Annotated in this window: 23 protein-coding genes; 11 read left to right on the top strand and 12 right to left on the bottom strand. The window is 36.1% G+C overall.

Annotation, left to right across the window (positions count from 1 at the left end):
• Positions 1 to 34 precede the first annotated feature (34 nt).
• Positions 35 to 862: a phosphate ABC transporter substrate-binding protein gene (locus BTO08_RS19645; protein ID WP_105062269.1), complete on the top strand. Its 828-nt coding sequence runs from the start codon at positions 35 to 37 to the stop codon at positions 860 to 862.
• 108 nt (positions 863 to 970) lie between these two features.
• Here the strand turns inward: BTO08_RS19645 and BTO08_RS19650 are convergent, their stop codons facing one another.
• Together BTO08_RS19650 and BTO08_RS19655 are read right to left on the bottom strand one after the other, a co-directional pair.
• Positions 971 to 1,831 carry a sulfurtransferase gene (locus BTO08_RS19650; protein ID WP_105062270.1) on the bottom strand — a complete coding sequence of 287 codons (861 nt, stop codon included), beginning with the start codon at positions 1,829 to 1,831 and terminating at the stop codon, positions 971 to 973.
• Between the two features lie 45 nt (positions 1,832 to 1,876).
• Positions 1,877 to 2,713 (bottom strand): DUF5718 family protein, encoded by an 837-nt coding sequence (locus BTO08_RS19655; RefSeq protein ID WP_105062271.1) that lies wholly within the window; start codon positions 2,711 to 2,713, stop codon positions 1,877 to 1,879.
• 169 nt (positions 2,714 to 2,882) lie between these two features.
• Here BTO08_RS19655 and BTO08_RS19660 point away from each other — a divergent pair, with 169 nt between their 5' ends.
• Positions 2,883 to 4,016 carry a S1 family peptidase gene (locus BTO08_RS19660; protein ID WP_105062272.1) on the top strand — a complete coding sequence of 378 codons (1,134 nt, stop codon included), beginning with the start codon at positions 2,883 to 2,885 and terminating at the stop codon, positions 4,014 to 4,016.
• A gap of 150 nt (positions 4,017 to 4,166) precedes the next feature.
• The gene (locus BTO08_RS19665; protein ID WP_105062273.1) at positions 4,167 to 5,105 is read left to right on the top strand and encodes a siroheme synthase; all 939 of its coding nucleotides are present in this window, start codon (positions 4,167 to 4,169) and stop codon (positions 5,103 to 5,105) included.
• Positions 5,106 to 5,232: 127 nt separating this feature from the next.
• Here the strand turns inward: BTO08_RS19665 and BTO08_RS19670 are convergent, their stop codons facing one another.
• Complete coding sequence (locus tag BTO08_RS19670) at positions 5,233 to 5,730, bottom strand: DUF1097 domain-containing protein (protein ID WP_105062274.1); 498 nt, start codon at positions 5,728 to 5,730, stop codon at positions 5,233 to 5,235.
• Positions 5,731 to 6,017: 287 nt separating this feature from the next.
• On the opposite strand from BTO08_RS19670, the gene nagZ reads away from it, so the two are divergent.
• Positions 6,018 to 7,022 carry a beta-N-acetylhexosaminidase gene (gene nagZ / locus BTO08_RS19675; protein WP_105062275.1) on the top strand — a complete coding sequence of 335 codons (1,005 nt, stop codon included), beginning with the start codon at positions 6,018 to 6,020 and terminating at the stop codon, positions 7,020 to 7,022.
• Positions 7,023 to 7,102: 80 nt separating this feature from the next.
• Here the strand turns inward: nagZ and BTO08_RS19680 are convergent, their stop codons facing one another.
• The 4 genes from BTO08_RS19680 to BTO08_RS19695 form a co-directional block, all read right to left on the bottom strand.
• Positions 7,103 to 8,695, bottom strand: coding sequence for an EAL domain-containing protein (locus tag BTO08_RS19680; protein ID WP_105062276.1), 1,593 nt, complete (start codon positions 8,693 to 8,695; stop codon positions 7,103 to 7,105).
• 772 nt (positions 8,696 to 9,467) lie between these two features.
• Positions 9,468 to 10,382 carry a cation diffusion facilitator family transporter gene (locus BTO08_RS19685; RefSeq protein ID WP_105062277.1) on the bottom strand — a complete coding sequence of 305 codons (915 nt, stop codon included), beginning with the start codon at positions 10,380 to 10,382 and terminating at the stop codon, positions 9,468 to 9,470.
• A gap of 298 nt (positions 10,383 to 10,680) precedes the next feature.
• Positions 10,681 to 11,172, bottom strand: a complete 492-nt coding sequence (locus BTO08_RS19690; RefSeq protein ID WP_105062278.1) for a hypothetical protein — start codon at positions 11,170 to 11,172, stop codon at positions 10,681 to 10,683.
• Positions 11,173 to 11,333: 161 nt separating this feature from the next.
• Positions 11,334 to 12,020, bottom strand: a complete 687-nt coding sequence (locus tag BTO08_RS19695; protein WP_105062279.1) for a VC0807 family protein — start codon at positions 12,018 to 12,020, stop codon at positions 11,334 to 11,336.
• A 133-nt stretch (positions 12,021 to 12,153) separates the two neighbouring features.
• On the opposite strand from BTO08_RS19695, the gene BTO08_RS19700 reads away from it, so the two are divergent.
• Entirely contained in the window at positions 12,154 to 12,699 is a 546-nt protein-coding gene (locus BTO08_RS19700) for an isochorismatase family protein (protein WP_105062280.1), read from the top strand.
• A gap of 123 nt (positions 12,700 to 12,822) precedes the next feature.
• On the opposite strand, the gene BTO08_RS19705 is transcribed toward BTO08_RS19700, so the two are convergent.
• The gene (locus tag BTO08_RS19705; RefSeq protein WP_105062281.1) at positions 12,823 to 13,581 is read right to left on the bottom strand and encodes a hypothetical protein; all 759 of its coding nucleotides are present in this window, start codon (positions 13,579 to 13,581) and stop codon (positions 12,823 to 12,825) included.
• Between the two features lie 167 nt (positions 13,582 to 13,748).
• Positions 13,749 to 15,098 (bottom strand): MDR family MFS transporter, encoded by a 1,350-nt coding sequence (locus tag BTO08_RS19710; protein WP_105062282.1) that lies wholly within the window; start codon positions 15,096 to 15,098, stop codon positions 13,749 to 13,751.
• Positions 15,099 to 15,478: 380 nt separating this feature from the next.
• On the opposite strand from BTO08_RS19710, the gene nagA reads away from it, so the two are divergent.
• Complete coding sequence (nagA, locus tag BTO08_RS19715; RefSeq protein WP_105062283.1) at positions 15,479 to 16,612, top strand: N-acetylglucosamine-6-phosphate deacetylase; 1,134 nt, start codon at positions 15,479 to 15,481, stop codon at positions 16,610 to 16,612.
• Between the two features lie 204 nt (positions 16,613 to 16,816).
• On the opposite strand, the gene BTO08_RS19720 is transcribed toward nagA, so the two are convergent.
• On the bottom strand, positions 16,817 to 17,245 hold the full coding sequence (locus BTO08_RS19720; protein WP_105062284.1) for an NADH:ubiquinone oxidoreductase: 429 nt from the start codon (positions 17,243 to 17,245) through the stop codon (positions 16,817 to 16,819).
• Positions 17,246 to 17,876: 631 nt separating this feature from the next.
• On the opposite strand from BTO08_RS19720, the gene BTO08_RS19725 reads away from it, so the two are divergent.
• The 5 genes from BTO08_RS19725 (at position 17,877) to BTO08_RS19745 (ending at position 22,546) form a co-directional block, all read left to right on the top strand.
• Entirely contained in the window at positions 17,877 to 18,830 is a 954-nt protein-coding gene (locus tag BTO08_RS19725; protein WP_105062285.1) for a chemotaxis protein CheV, read from the top strand.
• A 488-nt stretch (positions 18,831 to 19,318) separates the two neighbouring features.
• The gene (locus BTO08_RS19730; RefSeq protein ID WP_105062286.1) at positions 19,319 to 19,984 is read left to right on the top strand and encodes a hypothetical protein; all 666 of its coding nucleotides are present in this window, start codon (positions 19,319 to 19,321) and stop codon (positions 19,982 to 19,984) included.
• Positions 19,985 to 20,144: 160 nt separating this feature from the next.
• Positions 20,145 to 21,065, top strand: coding sequence for a DUF368 domain-containing protein (locus BTO08_RS19735; protein WP_105062287.1), 921 nt, complete (start codon positions 20,145 to 20,147; stop codon positions 21,063 to 21,065).
• Positions 21,066 to 21,238: 173 nt separating this feature from the next.
• Positions 21,239 to 21,838: an SCO family protein gene (locus BTO08_RS19740; RefSeq protein ID WP_105062288.1), complete on the top strand. Its 600-nt coding sequence runs from the start codon at positions 21,239 to 21,241 to the stop codon at positions 21,836 to 21,838.
• Positions 21,839 to 22,285: 447 nt separating this feature from the next.
• Positions 22,286 to 22,546, top strand: a complete 261-nt coding sequence (locus tag BTO08_RS19745) for an Lpp/OprI family alanine-zipper lipoprotein (RefSeq protein ID WP_005365039.1) — start codon at positions 22,286 to 22,288, stop codon at positions 22,544 to 22,546.
• 438 nt (positions 22,547 to 22,984) lie between these two features.
• Here BTO08_RS19745 and BTO08_RS19750 read toward each other — a convergent pair whose 3' ends face one another.
• Both BTO08_RS19750 and BTO08_RS19755 read right to left on the bottom strand, forming a co-directional pair.
• A complete protein-coding gene (locus tag BTO08_RS19750; RefSeq protein WP_105062289.1) occupies positions 22,985 to 23,887 on the bottom strand; it encodes a L,D-transpeptidase family protein in 903 nt (300 codons plus the stop codon).
• A 328-nt stretch (positions 23,888 to 24,215) separates the two neighbouring features.
• A complete protein-coding gene (locus BTO08_RS19755; RefSeq protein ID WP_105062290.1) occupies positions 24,216 to 25,349 on the bottom strand; it encodes an acyl-CoA desaturase in 1,134 nt (377 codons plus the stop codon).
• Positions 25,350 to 25,360: the final 11 nt, after the last annotated feature.

Raw genomic sequence — 25,360 nt, forward strand, 5'->3', positions numbered from 1 at the left:
TACGCTCGAAATAACTAAGCTCATGGAGTAAAAAATGCTTAAAACAGTAATTCGCTTATTAGCATTAAGCGTATGTATATCATTCAATGTACAAGCAAAAGAAACAGTGACCGTGGTTGGATCTACATCGGTAAGTCATATTATGGATGTGCTTGCAGATACCTACTCGTCAACGCATAAAAACACCACAATTGAAGTTCAAGGTATCGGTTCAACTGCAGGTATTAATGCTGTTAAGCAAGGTGCTGCTGAGATAGGCATGAGCTCTCGTGTCATTTCGCGTGCTGAGTTAGATGATAATTATAAAGCCGTTACTATTGCTCATGACGGTATTGCGCTTGTGGTAAATAAAGCGAACCCTGTAACAAATCTGACGCGCGAGCAACTTATTGGTATTTACCAAGGTAAAATCACTAACTGGAAATCAATTAACGGCAAAGATTTAGATATGGCAGTCGTAAGCCGTGAAAATGCATCAGGCTCTCGCTTTTCATTTGAACACTTTATGGGGCTAACCAAACAAGTTTCTGGTTTTACTGTTTCTAATATCAGCCCACGCGTGCTGGTGGTAAGTACCAATGGCATGGTGAAAAGTTTAGTTTCACGTAATGAACATGCAATTGGCTATGTATCTCTTGGTTCTGTTGATGATTCAGTTAAAGCCCTATCGTACGATAATGTTTTACCGACCACAGCTAATATTGAATCAGGAAAATATAAAATTGCTCGCCCATTTTTGTTGATGTTTAAACAAAAAGACTTAGCCAACGATGCGCAACAATTTATTAAATTTGTCCTTTCTAACCAAGCGCAAAGTATTATCAAAGATAAAGGCTATGTGGCTATTGATAAGAAAGCCTGATCGTTACAAATTAAATACCTCACATTAATAACCTATACAAATAGAGGCGGCAGTGTTATCTATCGTGCTGTTATACTGCTCGCCTTTATATTTCTCTTTTAACGGTCTTTATTTAACAACGGGGTAACACTCAGTTGCACCCCATTCTGTCCAAGAACCGTCATAAACAGTAAGTACTCTACGACCAATCAAATTTGCAGCTAAAGCTAGAATGCATGCTGTAACACCTGAGCCACAGCTAAAAATTAAACGCTGTTCTGGCGTTGATAACACATCAAATTTTGCTTTTATCTCAGATAGCGCAATAAAGTGACCATTATCAAGCAATTCACCAAACGGTAGATTTTTTGCATTTGGCATATGACCACTTCGAATGCCCTCACGCGGCTCTTTCACTGAGCCCAAGAAACGTGCGCGTGGTCTTGCATCAATCACAGCAACCTTATTATCAGTGAGTAATTCATTAAGGTGTTCAGCATCTATCACCCATTCTGATTGTAACTCGGCGTTAAAATCCATTGGGACAATACTTTCTAGCTCACCTGACTCAAGTTCAAGACCAGCTTCTATCCATGCTGGTAATCCACCATCTAAAACAGAAACATTATTGTGTCCCATCGTTTTAAACATCCACCAGCCGCGTGGGGCAGAAAACATGCCTAAACTATCGTAAATCACGACATGGGTATCATTACTAATACCTAGTTTACTTACCTCAAGTGAGAACTGCTCCGCCGACGGTAACATATGTGGTAAATCGGTATCTGGAGCTGCTAGCTTGTTATTGAAATCAAAAAAGCGTGTACGAGGAATACGTTGTTCAATCAGCTCTTGCTCTGGATCACGATCAACGCCTGGCATAAAAGACGTAGCATCTAATACGACAAGATTGTCCTGTGCATTATTCGCTAATGCTTGATGTAACCATTGCACTGACACTAAGTCTTGATGTGGTACTGATGTCGACATGACGAATCCTTTGTTTAAGCTATTAATCAGATTTAATTTTACTACTTAATCAACGGTTTGTACCAATACTGATAGCCCATCACTTTGCCAATCATTGTTTTCAGCCATGCGGAGTACATCATTGCTGCTATATAAAATGCCATCATAAACAACCACAATACTGGTATCGCCTGATTGCAAGAAATGTGTTTCTCCGTATGGCGTATAACGAGTTGCACCAATACTAATAATGGCTTCCTTTGGATGATCGGCTTGATTTAACAGTGCATTAATATTTTCAGTTGGCCCTACATCCTGCTGGTGATTCATTCGTTCAATTACCCAATCAAGCAGCTTTTGATAAAAGTAGCTATATCCAACTACTGGGCTATCTTCACCATAGCAATGAAGTTGACCATTAGATCGATGAAAACTTGCGATACGGTAACGATCTAATATCCCACCGGTTTGGAAATGGTCGATATCAATCAAGGTTTCTGAAATCCCTTTACTGTTTGCTCCCCAATTCTTTTTCTCACTAATTTTATTCGCATCAGGCTTTCTAATAGAACAATCGTTATACGCTGCAAACTGACGTGGAGTTAAACCAACGACATTAATTTCACCATTACCTTGTTGTTGATATTCAATATCACAAACAATCGCAACTTCAGGCTCAATCTGTAGATTATCAGCATTGTTTGGTGGCGTAATACGCGTAGATGAAAGTGGGTATACGTTAAGGAATGAATTTGTATTAGAAGGGACATAAAATGGAAAAATGCCTTTGGGCTGAACTTCTTCTTTTACTTCGACATTTAAAAAATCCCTCGCTTCACCCGCTTGTTCTAAATGCCCTGCAAAGTTGCCCGCAACACCAAAACCAATAAAAGATTTAAACATAATGCGTATTCTAAATTCCTCCACACAACTTTTCTGGAGTTCAGTTATCAATATTGTGTATCTAAATTAATACAAACTCATTTTTTTGCGATTAATGACACATTATTGGTAATTTTTTGAATCGTTATAGCTACGCTTTAATAAACAACAGTTCAAGGCGGAGCTGCACATGACATTGCATTTATGGGTAAAAAAATTAACGTACTTAGTCGGTATTTTCATTGTTTTTAGTTACCAATCTCTTGTGTTGGCGCATACAACAGTTAATACACAAGCAATAGCAAAAGCCATTAATGGTACCGATGCTACCCTTTATGATTCACAGCTGATCCCTTGGCAAGCAGCATTAAAACAAAAAGGGTTTGATAGTGTTAGCTGTGGCGCTGTTGTGATAAGTGAATATTGGTTATTAACAGCAGCACACTGCAACTCATCAGACATTGGTGATATTGCCATTGTTGGTACTAGTCTGATTGAAGATGGTAATTTTACTAATCTTGATAGAAAGCATTTTTTTAATATCGTACAGAAAATCAGCCATCCTTATTACAATGAAGACAACTTTATCAATGATATAGCGCTTTTTCGCGTAAATCGTTCAATGTACGACGTTGCCCAACCGATTAAGCTTGCGACTTCTAATGAACAAATCATGGCTGATATTACATTCAGTAATTCTTGGGCGACAAATATGGATTCTCCTGTCACTGCTATTGCTTCTGGTTGGGGAGACACACTTAGAAAAGGTTATCCAACAACATTACAGGTAATTAGTTTAGCGGGTGTTCCTGATAGTCAATGCGTAGGGCTCAATATCGGTAATGAACATATTGTCTGCGCAGATTCAAACATTAATGGCTTAATTAAAGATGTATGTAGCGGTGATTCTGGCGGCCCGCTTATCTGGCAAAACCATCAAGCAGTATCTGATAGTGATAAAGGCATTCGATTAATCGGGTTAACCAGTAATGGGGCAAAATGTTCAACTCGAAATGACAATCCAGAAAACCAATATAATCAGCTTACTGGGCAATATACTCAGGTTTCTACCCATCGAGATTGGATAGAACAACAAATACAATATTATGATAATTCAACATTCACACTTAATGATTCCTCATTACAACCAACGCTGAATATCGATCCTTTTGCCGTAATAAAAGATGCTTCAAGTAATAGAGACAATACGAAAATTGTCGTAACTGCGGCAGCAGAACACACAGAAAGTGGCGGCGCGATAACTTTTTACAGCCTGCTACTTACTCTTCTCATATTTTACTATCGTCGAAACCAAGGTAACTAAACACAGCAAAATGATTACAATGTTAAACTTGCTCTTAATAATCTTTTCATGGTACTAAATTAGTAACCTTATGAAGTAATTGATTTCTTTGTAAACATTAGCTTGTTGCACAGCTCAAAATAAAAATGAGCGATTTAACGGATATACGAAATGGATTTTTTCCCTGTTTTTCTAAAGTTAACCCATAAAAAAGTATTAGTCGTGGGTGGTGGTGAAGTCGCCTGCCGAAAAGTAGATTTATTACTTAAAGCGCAAGCTAACATTACGCTTGTCTCTCCAGATCTTCACCCTCACCTTGTATCACTACTCGATGAAGGTAAATTTGAATATCTAAAAGCACGTTACGAAAAGTCACTTCTTACACAGTTTGACCAAGTTTGGGCGACAACCGATTCTCGTGAACTCAACCACCAAGTTTATCATGATGCTAATGCATTAAAGATATGGACAAATGTTGTTGATGACCCTGCATACTGTGATTTTATAACGCCATCCATGATTGATCGTTCACCAATGCAAGTTGCCATTTCAAGTGGTGGCGCATCACCTGTGCTAGTCCGTTATTTACGAGAACGTTTCGAAACACAATTGCCGCAAAACTTAAGCTTATTAGCTCATTACTCAGGTCAGCAGCGTACTCGAATAAAACAGCATTATAAAACCGTTGATGAACGTAGAAAGTTCTGGGAGGCTTTTTTCCGTTTACCTGCAGTTGAAACAGCAACAACAGAGCAAGAATTAGAACAGGCTTTTAGTGGATTATTAACATCATACCAAGATACAGGTGCTAACTTGTATTTAATTGAAACGGGTAACGATCCTGAATTATTAACACTGAAAGCATTACGTTTGATGCAACAATCAGAATTTGTTCTCTACCCTGAAGGGAAGAATGATATTTTTGTCGACCTTTGCCGTCGAGATGCAGACCGTGAAAGCTACGAACATGAGAACGTTATAGCTCGTGCGAAAGAGTTACTAAATGAAGGCATGCGTGTTTGTGTATTAGCGCCTAAAGACCAACACCGTCCAGCATTGAAAAAATTGTGTGTAGATCGTAATGGTATTTTTGTGCCTAGCCATAGCTAATACATCGTAGATAGAACAAATCTAAATTTATTATTACATATAACAATGCCGCTGATTTATCGCTTTTTTAAGCATAAATCTAGCGGCATTTTTAATAACGATAAGAACAATATTTAAGATTGTTTACTTAGTCTTGAGTAATCGGAATATCTGTTTCAGCGCGAGCCGTTTTTTTTTCTGCGAGTTTCGCGTGTAGCCATAAACCAGAACTCTTCATTAAATAGCCAAATACTACACCCACAACCAATGATGGTATAACCAATTGCCAATTACCATTTGCAGCAAACGTTGCGCATGAACCTATAAAGGTGCCAGGTATAAAAGATAACCATGATTTATTTGCTTGTGCACACATCATAAAAGCAACTAGAGCTGTGACAACGTAACCAATAATTTCAAGGTTAACTAAAGATGATAACTTAATGATCACCATCGCCCAAAAAACACCGCTTAAGTTTGTTGCAATGCTTAACCCAACGCCTTTAATACCATCGCGTTGAAGAGCAAAATATGTCGTGCATCCAAGAAATCCCCCCCAGCTTAATAGGCCCAGAGATACTGCTACCCAACCCCAAATTCCAGATAAAATTCCTGTTGTTAATGCGATTGCTATAAGTACCGACATGACTCACTCTTTTACGATGACAGAATTGTATTTAGTGTAACCTAAGATCTTCACCAATTAAGCAATAAAGATCACACATAACAGAAAGTATTACATTTTATTTCACAAAATAATCAGCAATGATCACTCTAGTGCCTTTAATTTAATACTGATATTAGAAATGATTAAACCATATTCATCCTCTAGAAAAATTCCATTATCATCATGCCTAAATTCGCATTAAAAATTGCGGATAAAACTGACTATGGTAATTTATCGCCTAATATAATGTTACTCGGAGTGCCGTCATGGGACCTTTAATGCTTGATGTATCAAGTTATGAACTTGATGCAGAAGAACGCGAAATTATTCAACACCCTACAGTAGGCGGTATCATCTTTTTCGCCCGAAATTATGACAACCGTGAACAACTTCGAGCGTTAGTTAAAGACATTCGAAAAACAGCTAAACGCCCTTTACTGATTGGTGTCGATCAAGAAGGTGGACGTGTTCAACGTTTCCGCGAAGAATTTACCCAACTACCACCTGCTCGCGCTTTTGCAGCTTCTGAAAATGGAGAAGTGCTTGCTCAGCAAGGTGGTTGGCTAATGGCTGCTGAACTACTAGCGATGGATATTGATATCAGTTTTGCACCTGTACTTGATCTTGGTTATGGCTGTAAAGCGATCGGTGATCGCGCTTTCTCAAATTCCCCACAAGACATTATCCGTTATGCGATCCAGTTTATAACTGGTATGGCGAAGGCTGGTATGGCTGCAACCGGTAAACACTTCCCTGGTCATGGTGGTGTGATTGCCGACTCTCACTTAGAAACGCCTTACGATTCACGAGATAATATTAAGCAACATGATATGACCGTATTTAAACACCTAATCGAAAATAACCTGCTGCAAGGCATCATGCCAGCACACGTTGTATTTGATGCTTATGACGAAAAACCTGCTAGTGGCTCAGAATATTGGTTAAAACAGGTATTACGTAAAGAACTAGGTTTTAAAGGCGTGATCTTCTCTGATGATCTTAATATGAAAGGAGCTGATGTATTAGGCAGTTATAGCGAACGAGCTATCGCGGCTCAAGAAGCTGGTTGTGACATGGTTATGTTGTGTAATAACCGTGAAGGTGCTGTACAGGCCCTTGATGGTTTACCTCAAGTTCAAGTGCCTATTTTGGAAACATTATTGAAGAAACCTACTGCTGAATATAATGATTTAATCAGTACACGTATGTGGAAAGAAAGCCAAAAAGCGGTTTCTCGCCTTGCACAAGAGTGGAAAGAGAAAAACGTTTAACACGTGGTTGCTGTAATCATTATCAACAAAAAAAGCCGACATTATGTCGGCTTTTCTTTATCCATAACTCGTTATCTTGTCTAAATAGCCAAAAGCTTATTCTTATTTTTAATCTCAATATTATATATCGAAAACTCTTCAGCATTCATTGGCATACCAAAATAATACCCTTGCTGAAGATAAACATCACGCTCAACAAGGTAATCAGATTGCTCTTTCGTCTCAACGCCTTCTGCTATCATTTCCATTCCAGCCTGTTTACCGAAGGCTATTATGGAATCGAGCAAAGAAAGTTTAATATCAGTCGTACCGATATTTTCGACAAACATTTTATCGATTTTTAAACTTCGCAAGTTCAATTCTTGAATATAACTGAACCCACCATATCCTGTGCCTGCATCATCTAACTTGATATCAATGCCCTGAGCTTTGAGGTACTGAATAACCTCAGAAGCAATAGTTAGGTCTTCAAATTGCTTACGCTCTGTAATTTCAAAAGCGACCTGTTTAACAGGGATCTTTGAATTGCTAAATAATGCTAATGACTCGTTCATTATTTGTAAATTTTCTAATTGTTGTGGTACCAGATTAATACTGATCACTCTATCGGTTAACTGCCAGTTGATAGTACTCAAATCTTTAATCGTTTTCTCGATCAATAAATTAGTAATAGGGATAATTTGTCCACTTTTCTCAACATAAGGAATAAATTCCATTGGTGATATTAAACCAGCCCCTTTTTTCTTCCACCTAGCGAGTACTTCACAACCATAAAGTTCTTTCGTCTTTAAATTAATAATGGGTTGGTAGTAGGGTATAAACTCTCGTTTAACTATCCCTCGCTGTACTAATGCATGTAGCGATAAACGTCTTCTAATTAATAAACGTCGTAACAATATTAAAAATCCAGCAATAAATGCACCAAGTAAAAACAGCGGCATTCTTAGTGCTTGCGATTCTTTATCTAATAGTTCCGATTTAATGTAATTAGAAAATTTCAAACCATTAGGCATTAAAACTTCATATATAGGTTTAGCCGTGTATGATTTATTAAAACCTTGCCAACCAAAGCGATCAATTTCATTATCTGCTGATACAGATGTTAAAACACAACCTTCGCAGTATTTATTCCGTAAGATTTCTTCAACGATTGGCTCTAAGGACAGAACCAAACTCCCCTTTTTACCTTGCCACCGAACTTCAAAAATACGTTGTAGACTATTTTTTTCAGAAGATAACCACAAAGACATCGTATTGCTGTAAGTTTTAATTTTACGAGATTCAACACGGTGGTCATGATTTTTTTCATAAAAACTCGAACAAGTGCTTTTGCCTGAGGGGGTTAAAGAAATCTTGCGTATAAGATAATTACTATAAGCAATACGCCTTAATTGCTCCTGCTCTTTCTCGCTACACGTAAAATCGAAATTACGACTAAGATTCGTTATAAATTCTTGATAATCACCTATGTTTTGAATGTAGGTTTGTACCAATTCATCAGTATCTGTTTGAATTTTTGTTGATAACTGCTTAGTTGCAAAATATGGTGCGAGAGTCGTGAAACCAAAGCCAACTAGGATAACAAAAAACATTAAACCAATACCAATATGACCTGAAAATCGCATTAATAAAATGTCATTAATTGTTTTGGTTAATCTCTCTTTCTTAAACATTAAATAAACCATCACTGTTATTATTAAAATCTACCATCCATGTAGACCTCTATGAAAATCATTACTTATAATAAAGTTAAAACCTAAAGCATTATTAGACAAGCCATTGAGATAATTAAATAACAGCAGAGATCACATGTTATAAAATATTCATTTCAACTAAGTTCCGACACTCTAATTTATAAAAACAAATCATCACAATCATATTTTAGATAAAACAATCCCATAATGGAATATATAATACCAATATACTCTAGTAATAAAATAATCATGTGTATTCATATTATACTTTAATTTATTATCATTTCATTAAAATTAGATATATATCACATAGTACTAATTTTAATTTTTCGGAAATAAAAAAAGCGCCAATCATAGCGCTTTTTTAAATTTGGATTAGTTTGAATAAGGATTATAAGCTGTCCTTGCTATAATCAATATTCTTAGTACATTTTTTTTCTTTAAGAATGATATAAAATGCACCTACAATGAATGCTATAACTAAAGCAGTGTCCATGATTCACCTGTGATAAAAATAATCTTTAATATTGGCTAAAAATTAACTCTTATTTCATGTTTAGTTAAACAAAGATAATTTTTAGAACGAAGAAATGATACAAGAATCCCATATCTATTTCACCACAGTGGTTATCATTTTGTAAAATTCAAAATAAATGATTCGAGAAAGTATTATTACAAAATGTTAGTTAGGATAATCCCTACTTCGTAGTGAATTATCCTAACATTAAACATAAACTCTGTTTACACTACATTACAGCCAACGCTCTTGACCTGTGAAACTAACAGAAAGCCATGTTTCACCAAGATCAGCTTCCAACTTATCCCATATGATTTGACGAATATTATCTTGTTGTTTTGTCGTCCATCTTTTTTCATCTTTTACTAAGATGTTAATTTCTAAATCATACTGACGACCGATTTTAGCAAAATGATGAGTATAATCATCAAAGTCATACTTTTCAGAAAGCTCTGCAATAACTTGATCGACGTGCTCTTGAACACTGTCTTGTGGTGCGACAAGCAATACTTCCTTTAAATTTCGTCTTAATACTTTTATCGGTAATACTGATGCTGCGATAGATAATGTTGTAACAAGAATGGGATCGACATAGGCATTCCATTTAGAATAACCCATTGCATCAAATATAATAACTAAGATAAAACCAACCAATATTGCAGCGCTTAAGATAGCGTCAACTAACCATTCTTGCGAATCAACTCGGACTAATTCGGAATCAACACTGCGTGCGATAGAGGTTTCAAAAAAGTAAATCGAAAAACAACTGACGGTTGAGAGAACAGCATAGACAATCGCATCTCCCAAAATAATGTCGTGACCACCTTGCATTATTGTTTGTATGCCGGTCACAAAGGCAAATAAACATGTTACTAAAATTAATAGGCCATTTACCACGTTGATAAGAGGTTCAAAATGGGCATAACCAAATTGAAACTGTTCATCATCAGGTTTTGAAACTAAGTACGCAGTATAAAGACTAAGCCCTGTCATCCCCATACTTAAAAAAGAGAACATACCGTCTAATAAAATAGCATTAGAACCAACGTACAGGCCGTATCCAATACCAAGCGTAGCAACAAAAACTGTTCCTGCTAATGATATCTTCAGCGCCATTCTCTCTTTACTAATTTTACGGCTTGTAGCCATAATATCCCCCTAGTATTAATGATAAAAAATAACGTAACTACCCGTTACAACAATAAAACTTCAATGAAAAACATCTCTATATTTAATAATATAGTGGCAAATACAATATCATTAAAAGTGCTTTTAGGGGAATTTTTGATGTTTGTTCAGTATTAAATAGAAGTGAAAACCGCTGGCCTAAGCCATGTAGATTTAAAGATATCACACAAAAAATTCCAATAAGTTATTAACTTATAAGAATATAATTTTCACCGTATAGAATCAGTTAAACAAAACCTAAGTGTGCTCGACATATCAATTATTGCTCTTCACGAACAAGCTCTAAACGTTCAACATCACTATAAAAAGAAACCATTTTTACTCGGCTCAAATCAAATTCAAAGCTGCTTTTATCACACATTTTTTGCTTATCTGCATCAAGCTTCATTCTGTTTCTTTGCTGCTTATTAAATGATGCTATGTACTGATCTTTTATAAATTCACAACGCGCAAGCTTTTCACATGCTTCGTAACTTTGCTGGTTAAGCATTTCCCAATGTTCGTTAAATTGTGACAAAGCAATATGGAGTTCTTTGTAATTTTGATCACTAATAAAACCTTTAAGCTCTGTGATTTTTTGATATTGAGAATCTAAAAATGAGCTGAAGAAATGAGAACCACGTTGAGATTGATGGTTACCGCAATGTTTATCAACAAACTGCACCCCTTCTTTATCTGAAGAATTAGCAACTTCAATTGTTGAACAAGCAGTTATTAATAGCGATACGAATATTATTGAGGTTAGATTCATGACATGCCCGTTTTTAAACTACATGTCTAAATTATTACTCAAAAGTTTGAATTATGTTTTCCCTGTAAGGATTATCTTAGAGATAAGACAGTAAGACACCATATTTGATACAAAAAAAAGCAGTGAACGATTCACTGCTTAGATTTTGATAAAAACCGACATCACTGCGATTTAAATATCTCGGCCGTTTCTAGCTGTGTCATACGGCGTATTTGACGCCATACAAAATAGAATATCCCCATCATCATCAACATAGATGGAATTGCTATCATCGGGTAGCTTAGCAATGTTAAACGTCCTAATTCCTCATTAAATGCTTCGGTTCCTGATTTGCTGGTCACAATTATTGTTGCCAAAACATAATTCATTACCGATGAGAAAAGAAACGTACTAGCAAACATATAATTTGACTGCGTTAAACAGCGATCAAATAAATGTTCGTTGTTCTTTTCTTTTAAACGTTCATTGATCAGTCCTAAATTAAGCACGCTATCATTTAACACTAATTTACGTACAACCGGAAACTTGGTGAATGTTGAGCCAAAAACAACAATACCGATAAGTCCTGGGATCAAAGCTTCTTTAATCGCTAACCACTTGGTATCGAGCTCAAGTAAACCTATACCACCTGTTAGAAGAACACTGACAATACCTAACAAGGCTATGAAGTTATATTTCTTATAACGAATAAGCTCATAACCGCCAAAAATAACAGGAAATGCCAATGCTGCTAGTAATCCGCCTACCGCACCGAGTTGATCAGCGCCACTAAACTTCATCAGGATCACTGACGGTATAATGACGTTAAAAACAATTTCACTTAACGGGTTTGATTTTCTCTCAGCCATAATCTGACAATACTTCCTTTGTTTACATTTATTTTACGTTAGTCACTTTGCATTGTTCCGTTTCTAAACAACACTGTAAAGAGCAATATGGTTACAAATCATTACTTTTTCAATAAACATAAGGAATCGCGCAATGCTTGATATCCACCATTCAATATTGGTTGTGATTGACATACAAGGCAACCTCGCGCAACTAATGCACCACAAGGACCACTTTTTTCGTCAAGCTGAAATTATGGTAAAAGGCGCTGAACTCTTTGATTTACCAACATTATGGCTTGAACAGTTACCCGATAAACTTGGCGCAACGATTCCTCAAATAGCACAACCTCTTACTCAGCAAGGATTAACTCCCATTGCTAAAGAAAGCTTTAGCGCAGTTCAAAATATTAGTTTTGTAGAGCAACTACAATTAAAACAACGTAAGTCGATCATCATTATTGGCATTGAAGCACATATTTGTGTTTATCAAACCGTTATTGATCTTATTTCTGAAGGCTACCAAGTAACTGTAATAAGTGATGCGATAAGTTCACGGACAGAAGAAAACAAACAAATAGCAGTTAATAAAATGCAACGTGCAGGTGCACAAATCAGTACAACAGAAATGGTATTGTTCGAATTACAGCGGGTCGCCAATGGAGATAGATTCAAAGCCTTACTAAATTTAATTAAGTGAACGTTGTTAAAATATGCAGCGCTTACCTCTTTGGCTGAAGATGATATAAAAAGGCATAGCATTATTGAATAACGCTATGCCTTTGATGTATTGACAAGATTAGAACTGTTGTTGAAACAGTTACTACATTGATAGAGCCATAAAGAAGCTGGCAACAGACATAACAACGCAACTCGTAGCAAGCATCACTGTAACGGGTTTACTCTTTGTAATAATCGGCATTAACCATAAACTTAATGCTAAAACCATCAAACCAATACTTGAAATTCGAACAACAAAGCCCGTTAAGTCACCGAGTTCAGCCTGATGTACCAATAAGCTCATACCCTGCGTATTCGATAGTATTGCCACAACACCAAGTACTAAACCACACACAGGTAAAAAGGTATTAAGTTTTGTTAATTTATGCTCCGACTTTACTAACATACAATGTGCTACTAGGCTTCCACCTACAATAACATTAGCGATAAATTGTATGGCTAGCGAGTAACTAATACCATGATTAATCACCCCTTCAATAAAATAAAGACCACTCCAAACCACAACCAAGAATAAAAACGACTTCCGCCATTTATCACTGCCAATTAAGTGCTTTTCACATAACCAATAAGCCATGGTCGAGATCAAAATAGTTAAGCAGAAAAAGGTTTCTAGACCAAAACTTGATTGACTATGGATTTGCGATAGCATTAATGTGCCTTCTCGCAATAACATTGCAACAATTAACAATAACCAGATCAGGGGAAAGTTTTTAAGTACCCTATCAGATTGTCCAAAACATAATTTCCCCGATAACATAATCACACCAATAACAATAAATGCGCCGATGGAAAATTGTGATAACACCTGGGACAGTAAAAATGGCCAGTCAGTCCACTGCATGACAACTCCTATACAGTATGGATAGCAACTAACGCTTTAATAAGCGTTTTAACAGTACTAATAATGAGAAGGCGCTATTTTGCCCAAATGCCTAACTAAGTGCAAAAGGAAAAGGGATAACTTCTGCGTTATCCCTTTTTGTTCACCAGTAAATAAGCCATGCTTAACTAATCAAGTGGTCGTGTTTTTAACATAAATAACGTCAGCATGGTGGCCATAGCTGCAATAACTGCCATGGCTAAATAAGTTAAACTAAAACCCTGTTGTAAGATCTGTGGATTAACGACATCTGTAATATTCGTAGAAGTTACTTGGCTATGAAAGATAGCCGAACAAACGGCTACCCCAATAGCACCACCAAGTTCCCGCCCAAAGCTAAACATTGACATCCCAATACCGCGATCTTGGGGCGGTAAAATATGCTGAACAACAACACTAAGCGCAGGCAAGGTAAAGCCAAGCCCTAAACCCGCAAATGCCAATGATATATGTACATGAAAAGAAAAATATAATTGCGCGAGTGCACATGTTGTCAAAACAAAGCCAATAACAACGACACGCTTATAGAACCCTGTTTTAGCAATATACTTGCCGGCAAAATACGCGCCAGTGGTAATGCTAAACATAAAAATCACCATGATCATGCCGCTTTTCGATGCCGTCATCCCTTGCTGCCACTGCATTTGTAATGGTAAATATACCAACATAGCAAACATTAATAATTGTGAACACAAGATCAAAAATACACTTGTTATGTAGCCTGATAATTGAAATAACTTACGCGGTAAAATAGGGTCAGATACCGCTCGTTCAACCACAATGAGCATACCAATAACGAAAAGAAATAATGCAACGAGTATGCTTTTCGATAAATTCGCCTCTGGCGAGATAATCAATAGCAATAAGGTTGTCGCTACCATTAAGAGTAGCGCGCCACACCAATCAAAACGACTCTTACGGCAAACACTTAAATGATTTAGATTTTTATTGATCAACCATACTGCCAATATTCCAAGTGGTATATTTATCCAAAAAACCCAGCGCCATGTTAAATGCTCAGTAAAAAAACCGCCGAGCAATGGCCCAGCAATACTAGAAACAGCATAAACAGCAGAGATATAACCTTGGTACTTGCCCACTTCTTTAGCAGGTATAGAGTCAGCGATCACAGTAAAAGCTAGTGCAATTAAACCGCCACCTCCAATTCCCTGTAATACACGCGATGCAATCAAAGTATTAATATCTTGTGAGAGACCACACGCGATAGCGCCAAGAACAAACAACGTAATGCTGATATTTAGCATCCGAACTCGTCCAAATATATCGCTCAATTTTCCATATAAAGGAAGTACCGCAGTTGAAGCTAAAAGATAGGCGGTAACTACCCATGTCAGCAATTCTCCCGCATGTAATTCTTGCCCTATCATGGGTAAAGGCGTCGTGACTATGCTTTTTTCTAATGAACCTAGCGCAATAACTAACGCTACACTGCCAAAAATTGTCTTAGGGGGTGTCATATATTTCTCCTTCCCCTATAAGATACCCCATACTGACATACCTTGAAATAATGTGATGATATATATGTCAATTACTATAGAATTACGGTACAAATAAGAATAATCAACTTATTGTCTAATAAAAAAAATCATTTTTTACAATGCTCTCAATGAATATTTAAAGACCGATTCTAGATACTTTTCCTGTTTATTTAATGAAAGCGTTTGACGAATCATTAACTAAACAGGTATCTTAATTTACATAGAAAAATAAGATTATTTTAATGCTTTCAATCGATGTGTCGTTGCCATTTAAGTTCAATTGACGAGGCATTGTATAAAGATGATGTATTTACTGTGACACTTGTTGTTAGCAGTACCAATTTACAAGTGAGATACCCATGATCGCAATTATCAACGTTAATGTATTTGATGGACAAACGACTCTTAACAATCAAGCTATTTTTGTTAAAGATGATGTTATTCAACGTATCATTCCAATGGCTGACGTAAACCAATCAGAACTTCCTGAAACAGTGGTTGATGGTAAAGGCTCCTTAGCATCTGCTGGCTTTATTGATCTTCAGATTAATGGCTGTGGTGGCGTACTACTTAATACTGCAATAAGTAGTAAAACACTTGAGATCATGAACGAGACCAACTTAAAAAGTGGTACAACTCAGTTCTTACCAACTTTTATTACAAGTGACGGTGCTTCATTAGTTGAAGTACTTGAAATGGTTGAAGCTACAGAGCAGCCTGAACAACAAGGTATTTTAGGTCTTCACATTGAAGGTCCTTTTATCAGCGTAGAGAAAAAAGGCGCACACCGTGAAGAATTCATTCGTGAGCTTGACGAAAAAACAGCCCACTACCTTGCTGATAACGCAGATAAAATTTGTGTTTTAACCGTTGCTCCTGAAAATACGTCACAAAAAGTAATCGATATTGTTCGTGAAGCAGGCATTACCGTGTCTCTTGGCCACACTAACGCTACTTACGATCAAGTAAATGAGAAATCAGGCCTAGAAATGGCAACTCACCTATATAACGCGATGACACCACTTGGTTCTCGTGAACCTGGCGTTGTTGGCTACATTTTCGATAAAAAGCCACATGCCGGTATTATCGTTGATGGTATTCACGCTTCATACCCTTCTGTTCGAATTGCACATGATATCATGGGTGAACAACTATTCATGGTAACTGATGCTGTTGCACCTGCTGGTACAGACATGACTGAGTTCGATATGGCAGGTCTTAAAGCTTACGTTAAAGATGGTAAGTGTTTCTACGCTGATGGTACTATTGCTGGTGCTGCAGTTACGATGATTCAAGGCTTAAACAACTTGATTAATCACGTTGGCCTATCTCGTGAAGAAGCATTACGTATGGCTACACTATACCCAGCAAAAGCAATTAAGATCGAAAACGAGTACGGTAAGTTAAAAGAAGGCTACAAAGCAAACATTACGTTGCTTTCTGACGACAACCAAGTTAAGCACGTATTCCAAATGGGTAAACACGTTTTCTAACTTAGCCACGTAAAATAGCTAACTTAGTATCCAATTAAAATCCAATTGTTATTTTACGGTTGGATTTTTTTATTGATTCTCTAACGATACCGTGTAGCTATTGATTAATGACTCATTGGTAAGCAGATTAAAATAAAAAGGCCAACTCAGAGACTGACTTGGCCTTAAAATTTGAGTAATTATTACCCTATCTAAACTTTATAATTAATTAGTAGTTAGATGAGATAACTGTTTTGGCGTTTTATTGTTACTTTCATCTCTTTCTTCTTGCTGTGTATTGATAACAACACGCTTACTAGCCAAAGACATTTGAAACTCTCTTAATTTGAAATAGCCATATGTAACGACAATAGAGAAGAATAAGTAAGATAACGAGAATACAAACGGTGAGTTAATAACTTCAGCTTTTAATCCCCACATAACACCAACAATCGTGATGGAAAGTTTAGCCATCATTCCCATTAATAGTAATAACAATGCTAATTGCGGGTAGCGCGTTGAACGAAATGCTAGCCAATATGCTGTTCCTACAGAAACGGCTGCAATACCAAAGCCGGCAGCAAATGAATGAAAATGGTCACCAGATAAAACACCACCGATCGATGACAGTAAGAAAATCAATGCTAGTTTCATATTTGCCTCTCCAATTGTGAAGCGAAAAATCATAAATATTGCTACTGGGTATATTTTCTCATTTTGAATGCAAGATGTATATATGAATTGAAAGATTTCATTTTTGAAAGATTTATGTATTAATTGTTAAAAAACATGCATTAAGCACTTAAGGCTTTGAAAATAAAGGTGGCTATATTAATATTATTATCAATTGTTAATTTATTGATAAATAAGTAACATTCTTTTTTCAACGCTAGATTTAGAAGATCCATCAGTAAATTAGTAAAAATCCAGATGAAAACACTGCCAATAAACGTCGAAAATCACAGAATATGAGTTAATTTATCCAAAGTTTTAAAAATAGAGGTTAGTTTTTAGTGATATAAATAAATGGTTAATTTTAACCCTTTTTGTTTGTGTTCTTGTTGTAAATTTAATTTACATCGCGTTGAAGCAAGAGCTGTTAGATCATCATAAGCAAATTAATACTGTCACGTCCTCAGATAACAATCATAAAATTAAGAGTTAGCTCACTGTTTAACATCAAACCTCATCCCTTACTCTTTATTTGATTAAATAAATCTTTTTATCTGTCGATAAACTTTAATTCGTCAATAAGGCCAATCTCTCTAACTAAGGACGGTTAAACATGGCAACAATTCTTGATAGTGTTAATCAACGAACCCAATTAGTTGGCGAAAATAGGCTAGAACTACTTATCTTCAGACTGAACAGTCAGCAACTATTCGCTATTAATGTATTTAAAGTCCGTGAAGTTGTTAAAGTACCTCATCTGAATTCCCTTCCAGGATCGCATGTTAATGTTAAAGGGGTAGCATCTATTCGTGGCGTATCAATCCCTGTTATCGATCTTCGGACCTCAATAGGTATGAAAGAAACCGATATTAATGAACTGAGTAACCTAATAGTGACTGAATATAATGGTTCGGTGCAGGCATTTTTAGTCGGACAAGTAATGAATATCGTCAACATGACTTGGAAAGATATTCAGCCACCACCCGATCAAGTTGGCAAGAATAATTACCTTACAGCTATTTGTGAAATACATCGTGATAACCAAAAACAGCTTGTCGGTATTATTGATGTTGAAAAGGTGCTCGCTAATATTATTGATTACAATATTAAAATTTCTGACGAATTATTGAACAGAGATATAAGTCAGCATCTACAAGGACATAAAATTCTCATTGTTGATGACTCCCCTACCGCGCGTAATCAAATTAAGTCAACACTCGCTCAAATTGGCATCGAAGTCTTTGAAGCAAACAATGGTCAACAAGCCTATAACTTACTAGATCAATGGTGCAATGAAGGTAAAACGGTAACCGATGAAATATTGATGATGTTTACTGATGCAGAAATGCCTGAGATGGATGGCTACCGACTTACTCATAAAATTCGTCATGATCCTCGTATGTCAAACTTATACATAACACTCAATACCTCATTGAGTGGAAGTTTCAATGAAGCAATGACTGTCAAAGTCGGATGCAATAAGTTTATCTCAAAATTCCAACCAGATCTGATTGTTGAAGTTGTACATAACCGAATGATGGAAAAATTAGCAGAGCATAACCATTAATTATTTAGACTCTCTATCAAACCCGTTAACACATTTGTTTAGGTTATCACTCTTTGATAGAGAGCTATGCATAATTTGTAACAGCGATTAAAAATACACTTAATGCAATAACTATTGCAGCTATAACTAATAACACTTCAAATATGTGCTCTGGCATATCATTCCTATAATACGATATAATATGAATAAGTATCTTTATTAGATAATATGATGATTATCTACTTTTAATTTCTACATACAGTATAGAGTTCTAAACTAAATCAAAGCTGAACATAACACCTGTCTTTTCACTTCATCGTAGATTCATGTTTTTTAAGTGCTTTGTAGAATAATGTGACCGGAAACGTGAATTTAAATACTAATTATTACAACTACCATTCTTTTATTATCTGATGATCTCATTTTCATTAAGATGAATTTGCTCTTTATATAAAATAGCGTAATGATTATTTATAACTACAGTCTATGGAAACAAAAGAACGCATCATATGAAAAAAGTAGTCACTATAACTTTATTATTTTTTTCATATTTTTCAGCATTAACTGTAAAAGCAGAAGAAAATATACCCCGCGTAATAAAATTATCTCCAGAGAAAATTACACAACATAATGTTGATCTTCCTCTTAACCAATTTAGAGCACTTGAGATCTTAGCTGAAAAGAATGTCAGCAGCCATCAAGTACCTCGTCCTTATGCAATGCCAAACACCGCCAACCATAATGAACTATTTGGTTTAGATCTTAATCAAAATGGTATTCGAGATGACTATGAACGTATGTTATTAACAAGCTATCAGCGTTCAGAGTATGTTGCTATGGGAATTTTAGCAGCAGAACGCTGGGATACACTTCTACGATTATTACACTCACAAGATCAAATCAAAACTCGCTTCCAAGCCTTAGAATTATTTAACGATAACATTGCAATCAACCAATGCTATTATTCTTTACAAAAAAAAGATAAAAGTCTTATTTCACCAGTACTTAGCTATTTTAATAATGACAAACTGTTAGAGGCTAAATATCAAGCAGAACTCTTATTGCTTGATATTATTGGAGATGATCAAACAAATTTCACCTTTCATCAACAACCATGTAAGCGCTTTGCTGATTTCGCTAAAAGTGTAAAAAAAGGCAAACTTGCCGCTTTATAACGACTAATCAAAAATTTTCGCGTCACTATATTTATTACTATCAATCATGCTTTTGTTACAAATAACCCAAGATATTAAAAGTAAGATTTATGGTAGTATCTTTCTCATTACTTATATAATGCACCAAATGTTTTTGGCTATCATAGAGATACATAATCTAATGACTAAACTTTTCACCTTTCTAAAAGGCATGGCTATGGGGGCTGCAGATGTTGTCCCTGGGGTTTCTGGTGGCACTATCGCCTTTATCACAGGTATTTACGACACCTTACTTGAGAGCATCCGTCGTATTAACCCGTCGCTTATTGGCATCATTCGCAAAGAAGGGCTTAAAGGCGCATTTGAACATATCAATGGAACATTTCTGATCTGTTTATTTGCCGGTATTCTAACCAGTATTTTTACCTTCGCTAAACTCATTACTTGGATGCTAGAAACCCATCCTATTCCATTATGGTCATTTTTCTTTGGTTTGATCATCGTCTCTGTCATTCATATGTTCAAACAAGTGGAAAGATGGTCTATTAATCGATTTGTTACCATTGTGATTGGTGCTGTTTTTGCTTACGGGATTACTGTCCTTCATCCTGTCGCAATGGAGCCAACACCTATCAACGTACTTATTGCTGGTGCTATTGCAATTTGTGCCATGATTTTACCTGGAATATCTGGAAGCTTTATTTTACTTCTTCTAGGTATGTATGCACCGATTCTTGCCGCTGCTAAATCTATTGATGTTGTTACGCTTGGTCTTTTCGCAATAGGTTGTGTTGCTGGGCTATTAACGTTTTCGCACTTCCTATCATGGGTTCTTCGTAACTACCGTGATATTGCGCTAACATTCTTAACGGGTTTAATGATCGGTACGTTAAGTAAGATCTGGCCTTGGAAAGAAGTGGTGAGTTGGCGTGTAAATTCACATGGTGAACAAGTACCATTACTTGAACATAACTTATCACCATTTAACTTCGAGCAAGTTACTGGACAACCCGCACTGATCGGATACGCTATTTGTGCAATGGTTCTAGGTATTCTGGTTGTTTGGGGATTAGAAAAATTTGCAGCAACTGAGCAAAAATAATTTACCTATAACGCTTGTTGAAGAAGGCAGCCTTTTGGTTGCCTTTTTTATCAATACCATATTTTAGAACAAGCATAAATTTACCTCACAAATGTATTAAACATACCTACACTTATTAGATAGCTAAAAGCATAATCGTAGTTGTACCATTAAACTTGTTTAAGGATAAACAAATGAAATACCAATGGGTTATTCTAGCCATCGCATTAATCGCAGGACTAACAACAAGCTATATACTTGATAGCCGCGACCCATCACTCGCTATAGAGCCTCATTACCCTCTTAATATTCTAGAGTCAGGCAATAAAGCCATTGACCTCTATAATCCCGAAGATCCTAGAATACGTTTAGTTTATTTTGGCTACACACAATGCCCAGATGTATGTCCAACATCATTAGCAGTTATGTCTGCAGCCTTGAAACAAATTCCTGCGGAGCAACTCCAAAACATCTGGCCAATATTTATAACTTTAGATCCAGAACGCGATACTGCAATAAAAACGGCTAACTATGCAAAACACTTCCATTCATCCATTTCAGGTATGGCAGGAACCAAAAAACAAACAAAAGAGTTAGCGGAGAAATACGGTGTACTTTACATACGGACAGATTTAAAAGATTCAGCGCTTGAATATGCGATTGATCACAATTCCTATTTTTACTTCTTATTACCTAATGGTGAACTTCTTAGTAAAGTGCCGCACCTTCTCAGCCCTGCACCACTTATTTCAGTCATTCCTGATATCATTAAAAGTGTACCCAATGCATCATAATGATGAATAACGTAACAAGATATGCAATAGCGGTAATATTAATGTGAGATTTAGATACAAATACATGAAATCGATAATCAAAAAATTATGTGAACTTACTCTCAGTTTGTATTTGCATTTTCGTTCATTTATTCGTCTGTTGTATTCCTTTTTTTGTTAAGAATATTTTTTTACATAAACCTGACTTATTAGTTTTTCTGAAGTCATAAATATAGCGCGAGCCCTTATTACAAGCGGGATTACGCATAGTTAGTCACTAAAACGATATGAAAATTTAATGTCATAATTGTTTATTTTTTAACCGATAATTCGATATTAACGTGATTTTTTTGAACTGACCGAAAAAAATTAATGAGCAATTTTAAGAAGTTATGCCATAATGAATTTGCCAACTCAATCTTTCACACTCAGTTGTAGTGGCAAAATCAATATGGAGATTTATAAAAAATGAAACGTACTGTAACTATCTTAGCTGGTCTTCTACTATCTGCATCTCTAGTAGGTTGTTCAAGCACTGACGCAGACCAAATGCAAACTCTTACTAACAAAGTAGACACTTTAGCTGAGCAAGTAAGTGCACTACAAGGTCAACAAGACCAAATCGTTAGCGCTGTAAACGACTCTCGTGCAGCATCAGACGCAGCTTACCAAGAAGCTATGCGTGCTAACAAGCGTATCGACAACATTGCTGGTTCTTACACTAAGTAATTTGTCATAGCTTAAATACTTTAAGGAGATGGCTTTTTAAAAGCCGTCTCTTTTTTTGTCAAAATAAACATTAATATATTCATTCACCATATCAATCATACCCTCACTTAATAATTACCGATAATTGCCTCTATTAACTATCCAACGCTCTATTCAGAGAAGTAAAAATCTGTTTCAATTTATCATCTCCTAACTTCAATTTGAGTAGATAGAGACGATCTTACGGTTGATAAGTTAATTTTAAATTCTCTTAATTCGTATACTTATATAGTCTTACTTAATAATAATGAGGGTTTAAAGCTTCTGTCACATATTACATCATCTATTAATACAATTATTCATATGCGTCACCAAATCCACTACCATCGTTATTACACACAATATTTAGATAAAAAAAACGAGAGCATAGGCTCTCGTTTGATATCATTTCAAATATAATTAATTTAAAACAACAGGAATACCAGTTTGATTATCTAATGCCTTGGTGAGTACCTGATAAGCATCATTGTTGTAATTCAAATCATCAATCAGTTTTGCTGGCGCTGTTACCACTTTCTTTTCACCCATTTGTGATTCATCTTTCGATAATGGTGAATGAACTTCAACAACGATCTGTCCGTTAGGTTCAACTGAATACTTTACTGGTTGATTAATAATGCGAACTTGTGTTCCTAACGCAACATGTGGGAATAACCACTCAACATCCCATGGGTTCATACGAATACAGCCACCACTAACGCGCATACCAATACCAAAATCTTTATTAGTACCGTGAATTAGATATTCTCCATGACCATAAGCTAAACGCATTTTATAGTCACCTAATGGATTATCAGGGCCAGCAGGTACAACTGCAGGAAGAATATCTCCCCTTGCAGCATGTTCTTTACGAATAGATGCTGGAGGTGTCCACGTTGGATTCTTCACTTTTTCATTGATACTTGTTGTCATACTTGGGGTTTCACGTCCAACTCGACCGATACCAATAGGGAAGATATAAACTTTTGATGCATCGTCTTTTGGAAAGTAATACAGACGAAGTTCAGCAAGATTAACCACAATGCCCTTGTGAGCAACATCAGGTAAAACAACCTTTGTTGGAACTTCAAGTAAACGTCCAGGAGCAGGAAGAAAAGGATCAATGCCTTTATTCGCAGCCATCATGCCTAAAAATCCGACATTATACTTATTGGCAATATCAGCGAGACTATCCCCTTTTTGTACTTCGTAGTAATTAGGTGTACCAACGATATTACTACCATCGGTTGGTAATTGATATTCAATTGCATTTACAGCAGATGATACCAAACAAGTAAGTGAAAGAAGCAATGCGCGGTACAAAACGACGTCTCCGTTAATTAATTTCCTGAGTCTATTTGCAACAAACCCAAACATTTTGTTGCATAGTCAGTATTACTCTCTAATACAAACTATAAACAAACCTTTACAATTCATAGTACTTTATATAAGCAATTTCTACTAGCGAGCGTTATGTTTTAGATTTAATCTGATCCTTTTAATCAATCAGTTACATAACTTAACTATGCGAATAATAGTAAAATCAATTATATCTATACTACTATACCGTTAATACAAAAAAAGAGCTGTTAGGTTACGGTAAACTTAACAACTCTTTAATTACTATTTCAAGACTACGGTATTTAGCAAGTTACATCGTATATTGCTGCGTCAAACCCTTCCATGCTCGCCGTTGTTGCTCTAGTCGGGCTTGCATAGATTTATATTGCTGAATGAACTCAAAATTATCATAGCTGTTGGCTATTTTTTGCTTCTCCATATCAAGCAAACGCTTTTTTGCTTGATAATAATCTGAAATTTTAGCAATCAAAGCTTCATACTCTTGCTGAAGCTGCGTTAGCCTTGCGACATTATTCGGCATCTTACTCAATTGTTGTTGGATTCGTTTAAATTGCATTTTTGCTTTGGTTTTTTCAATTCGGTCAGCAGGCGTAACTTTTAAATTTCTTGTCCAACCTATCCATGAACATGCCTTAATCAACCATTTAGTTGGGTCAAACTGCCACCAGCAAATACCATTTCGATAGTCATTTTCAAAAATATGGTGATAGTTATGATAGCCCTCACCAAAAGTTAAAAAAGCCAATAATCCGTTATCACGAGCGGTATTTCTATCAGTATAAGGCTGAGACCCCCAAATATGCGCCAATGAATTGATGAAAAAAGTCGTATGATGGCTTAGTACTAATCGTAGAAAGCCAACAAGCAATAGTGCTCCCCAAATATCACCATGAATAAACCCGAACGCTAATGGAATACCAAAATTGGTACCAATCGCTAGCCATAGATAATATTTATGCTGCCACATAACTATTTTATCTTTTTGTAAATCACGGCAATTGTCGTAGTCATAGTATCGACTCGCTTGATAATCACGCAACATCCAACCAATATGGCTATAAAAGAAACCCTTTTTTGCTGAATAAGGATCTTTATCATTGTTATCAACATGTCGGTGATGAATGCGATGATCTGAAGACCAATGTAAAATACTATTTTGCAATGCAAATGCACCGCCAATTGCAAAGATGAAACGGAGCATTGCATTCGCTTGATAAGTTTTATGCGACCATAAACGGTGATATCCCGCAGTTATAGACATACCACAAAAGCTAAATGCTACAACTAACATTAATATTTGTGCCCAATCGAAACCATATTGATACGCATAAAGCGGAACACCAATAATCGCAACGAGTAACGTCACACTAAAAACGGCGACATTTAACCAAAGTACAGGGGGTTTTTGCTGTTGAGTTGTCATCCTATAATCAC

It is taken from the genome of Photobacterium angustum (genome assembly GCF_002954615.1).
GTDB lineage: Bacteria > Pseudomonadota > Gammaproteobacteria > Enterobacterales > Vibrionaceae > Photobacterium > Photobacterium angustum_A.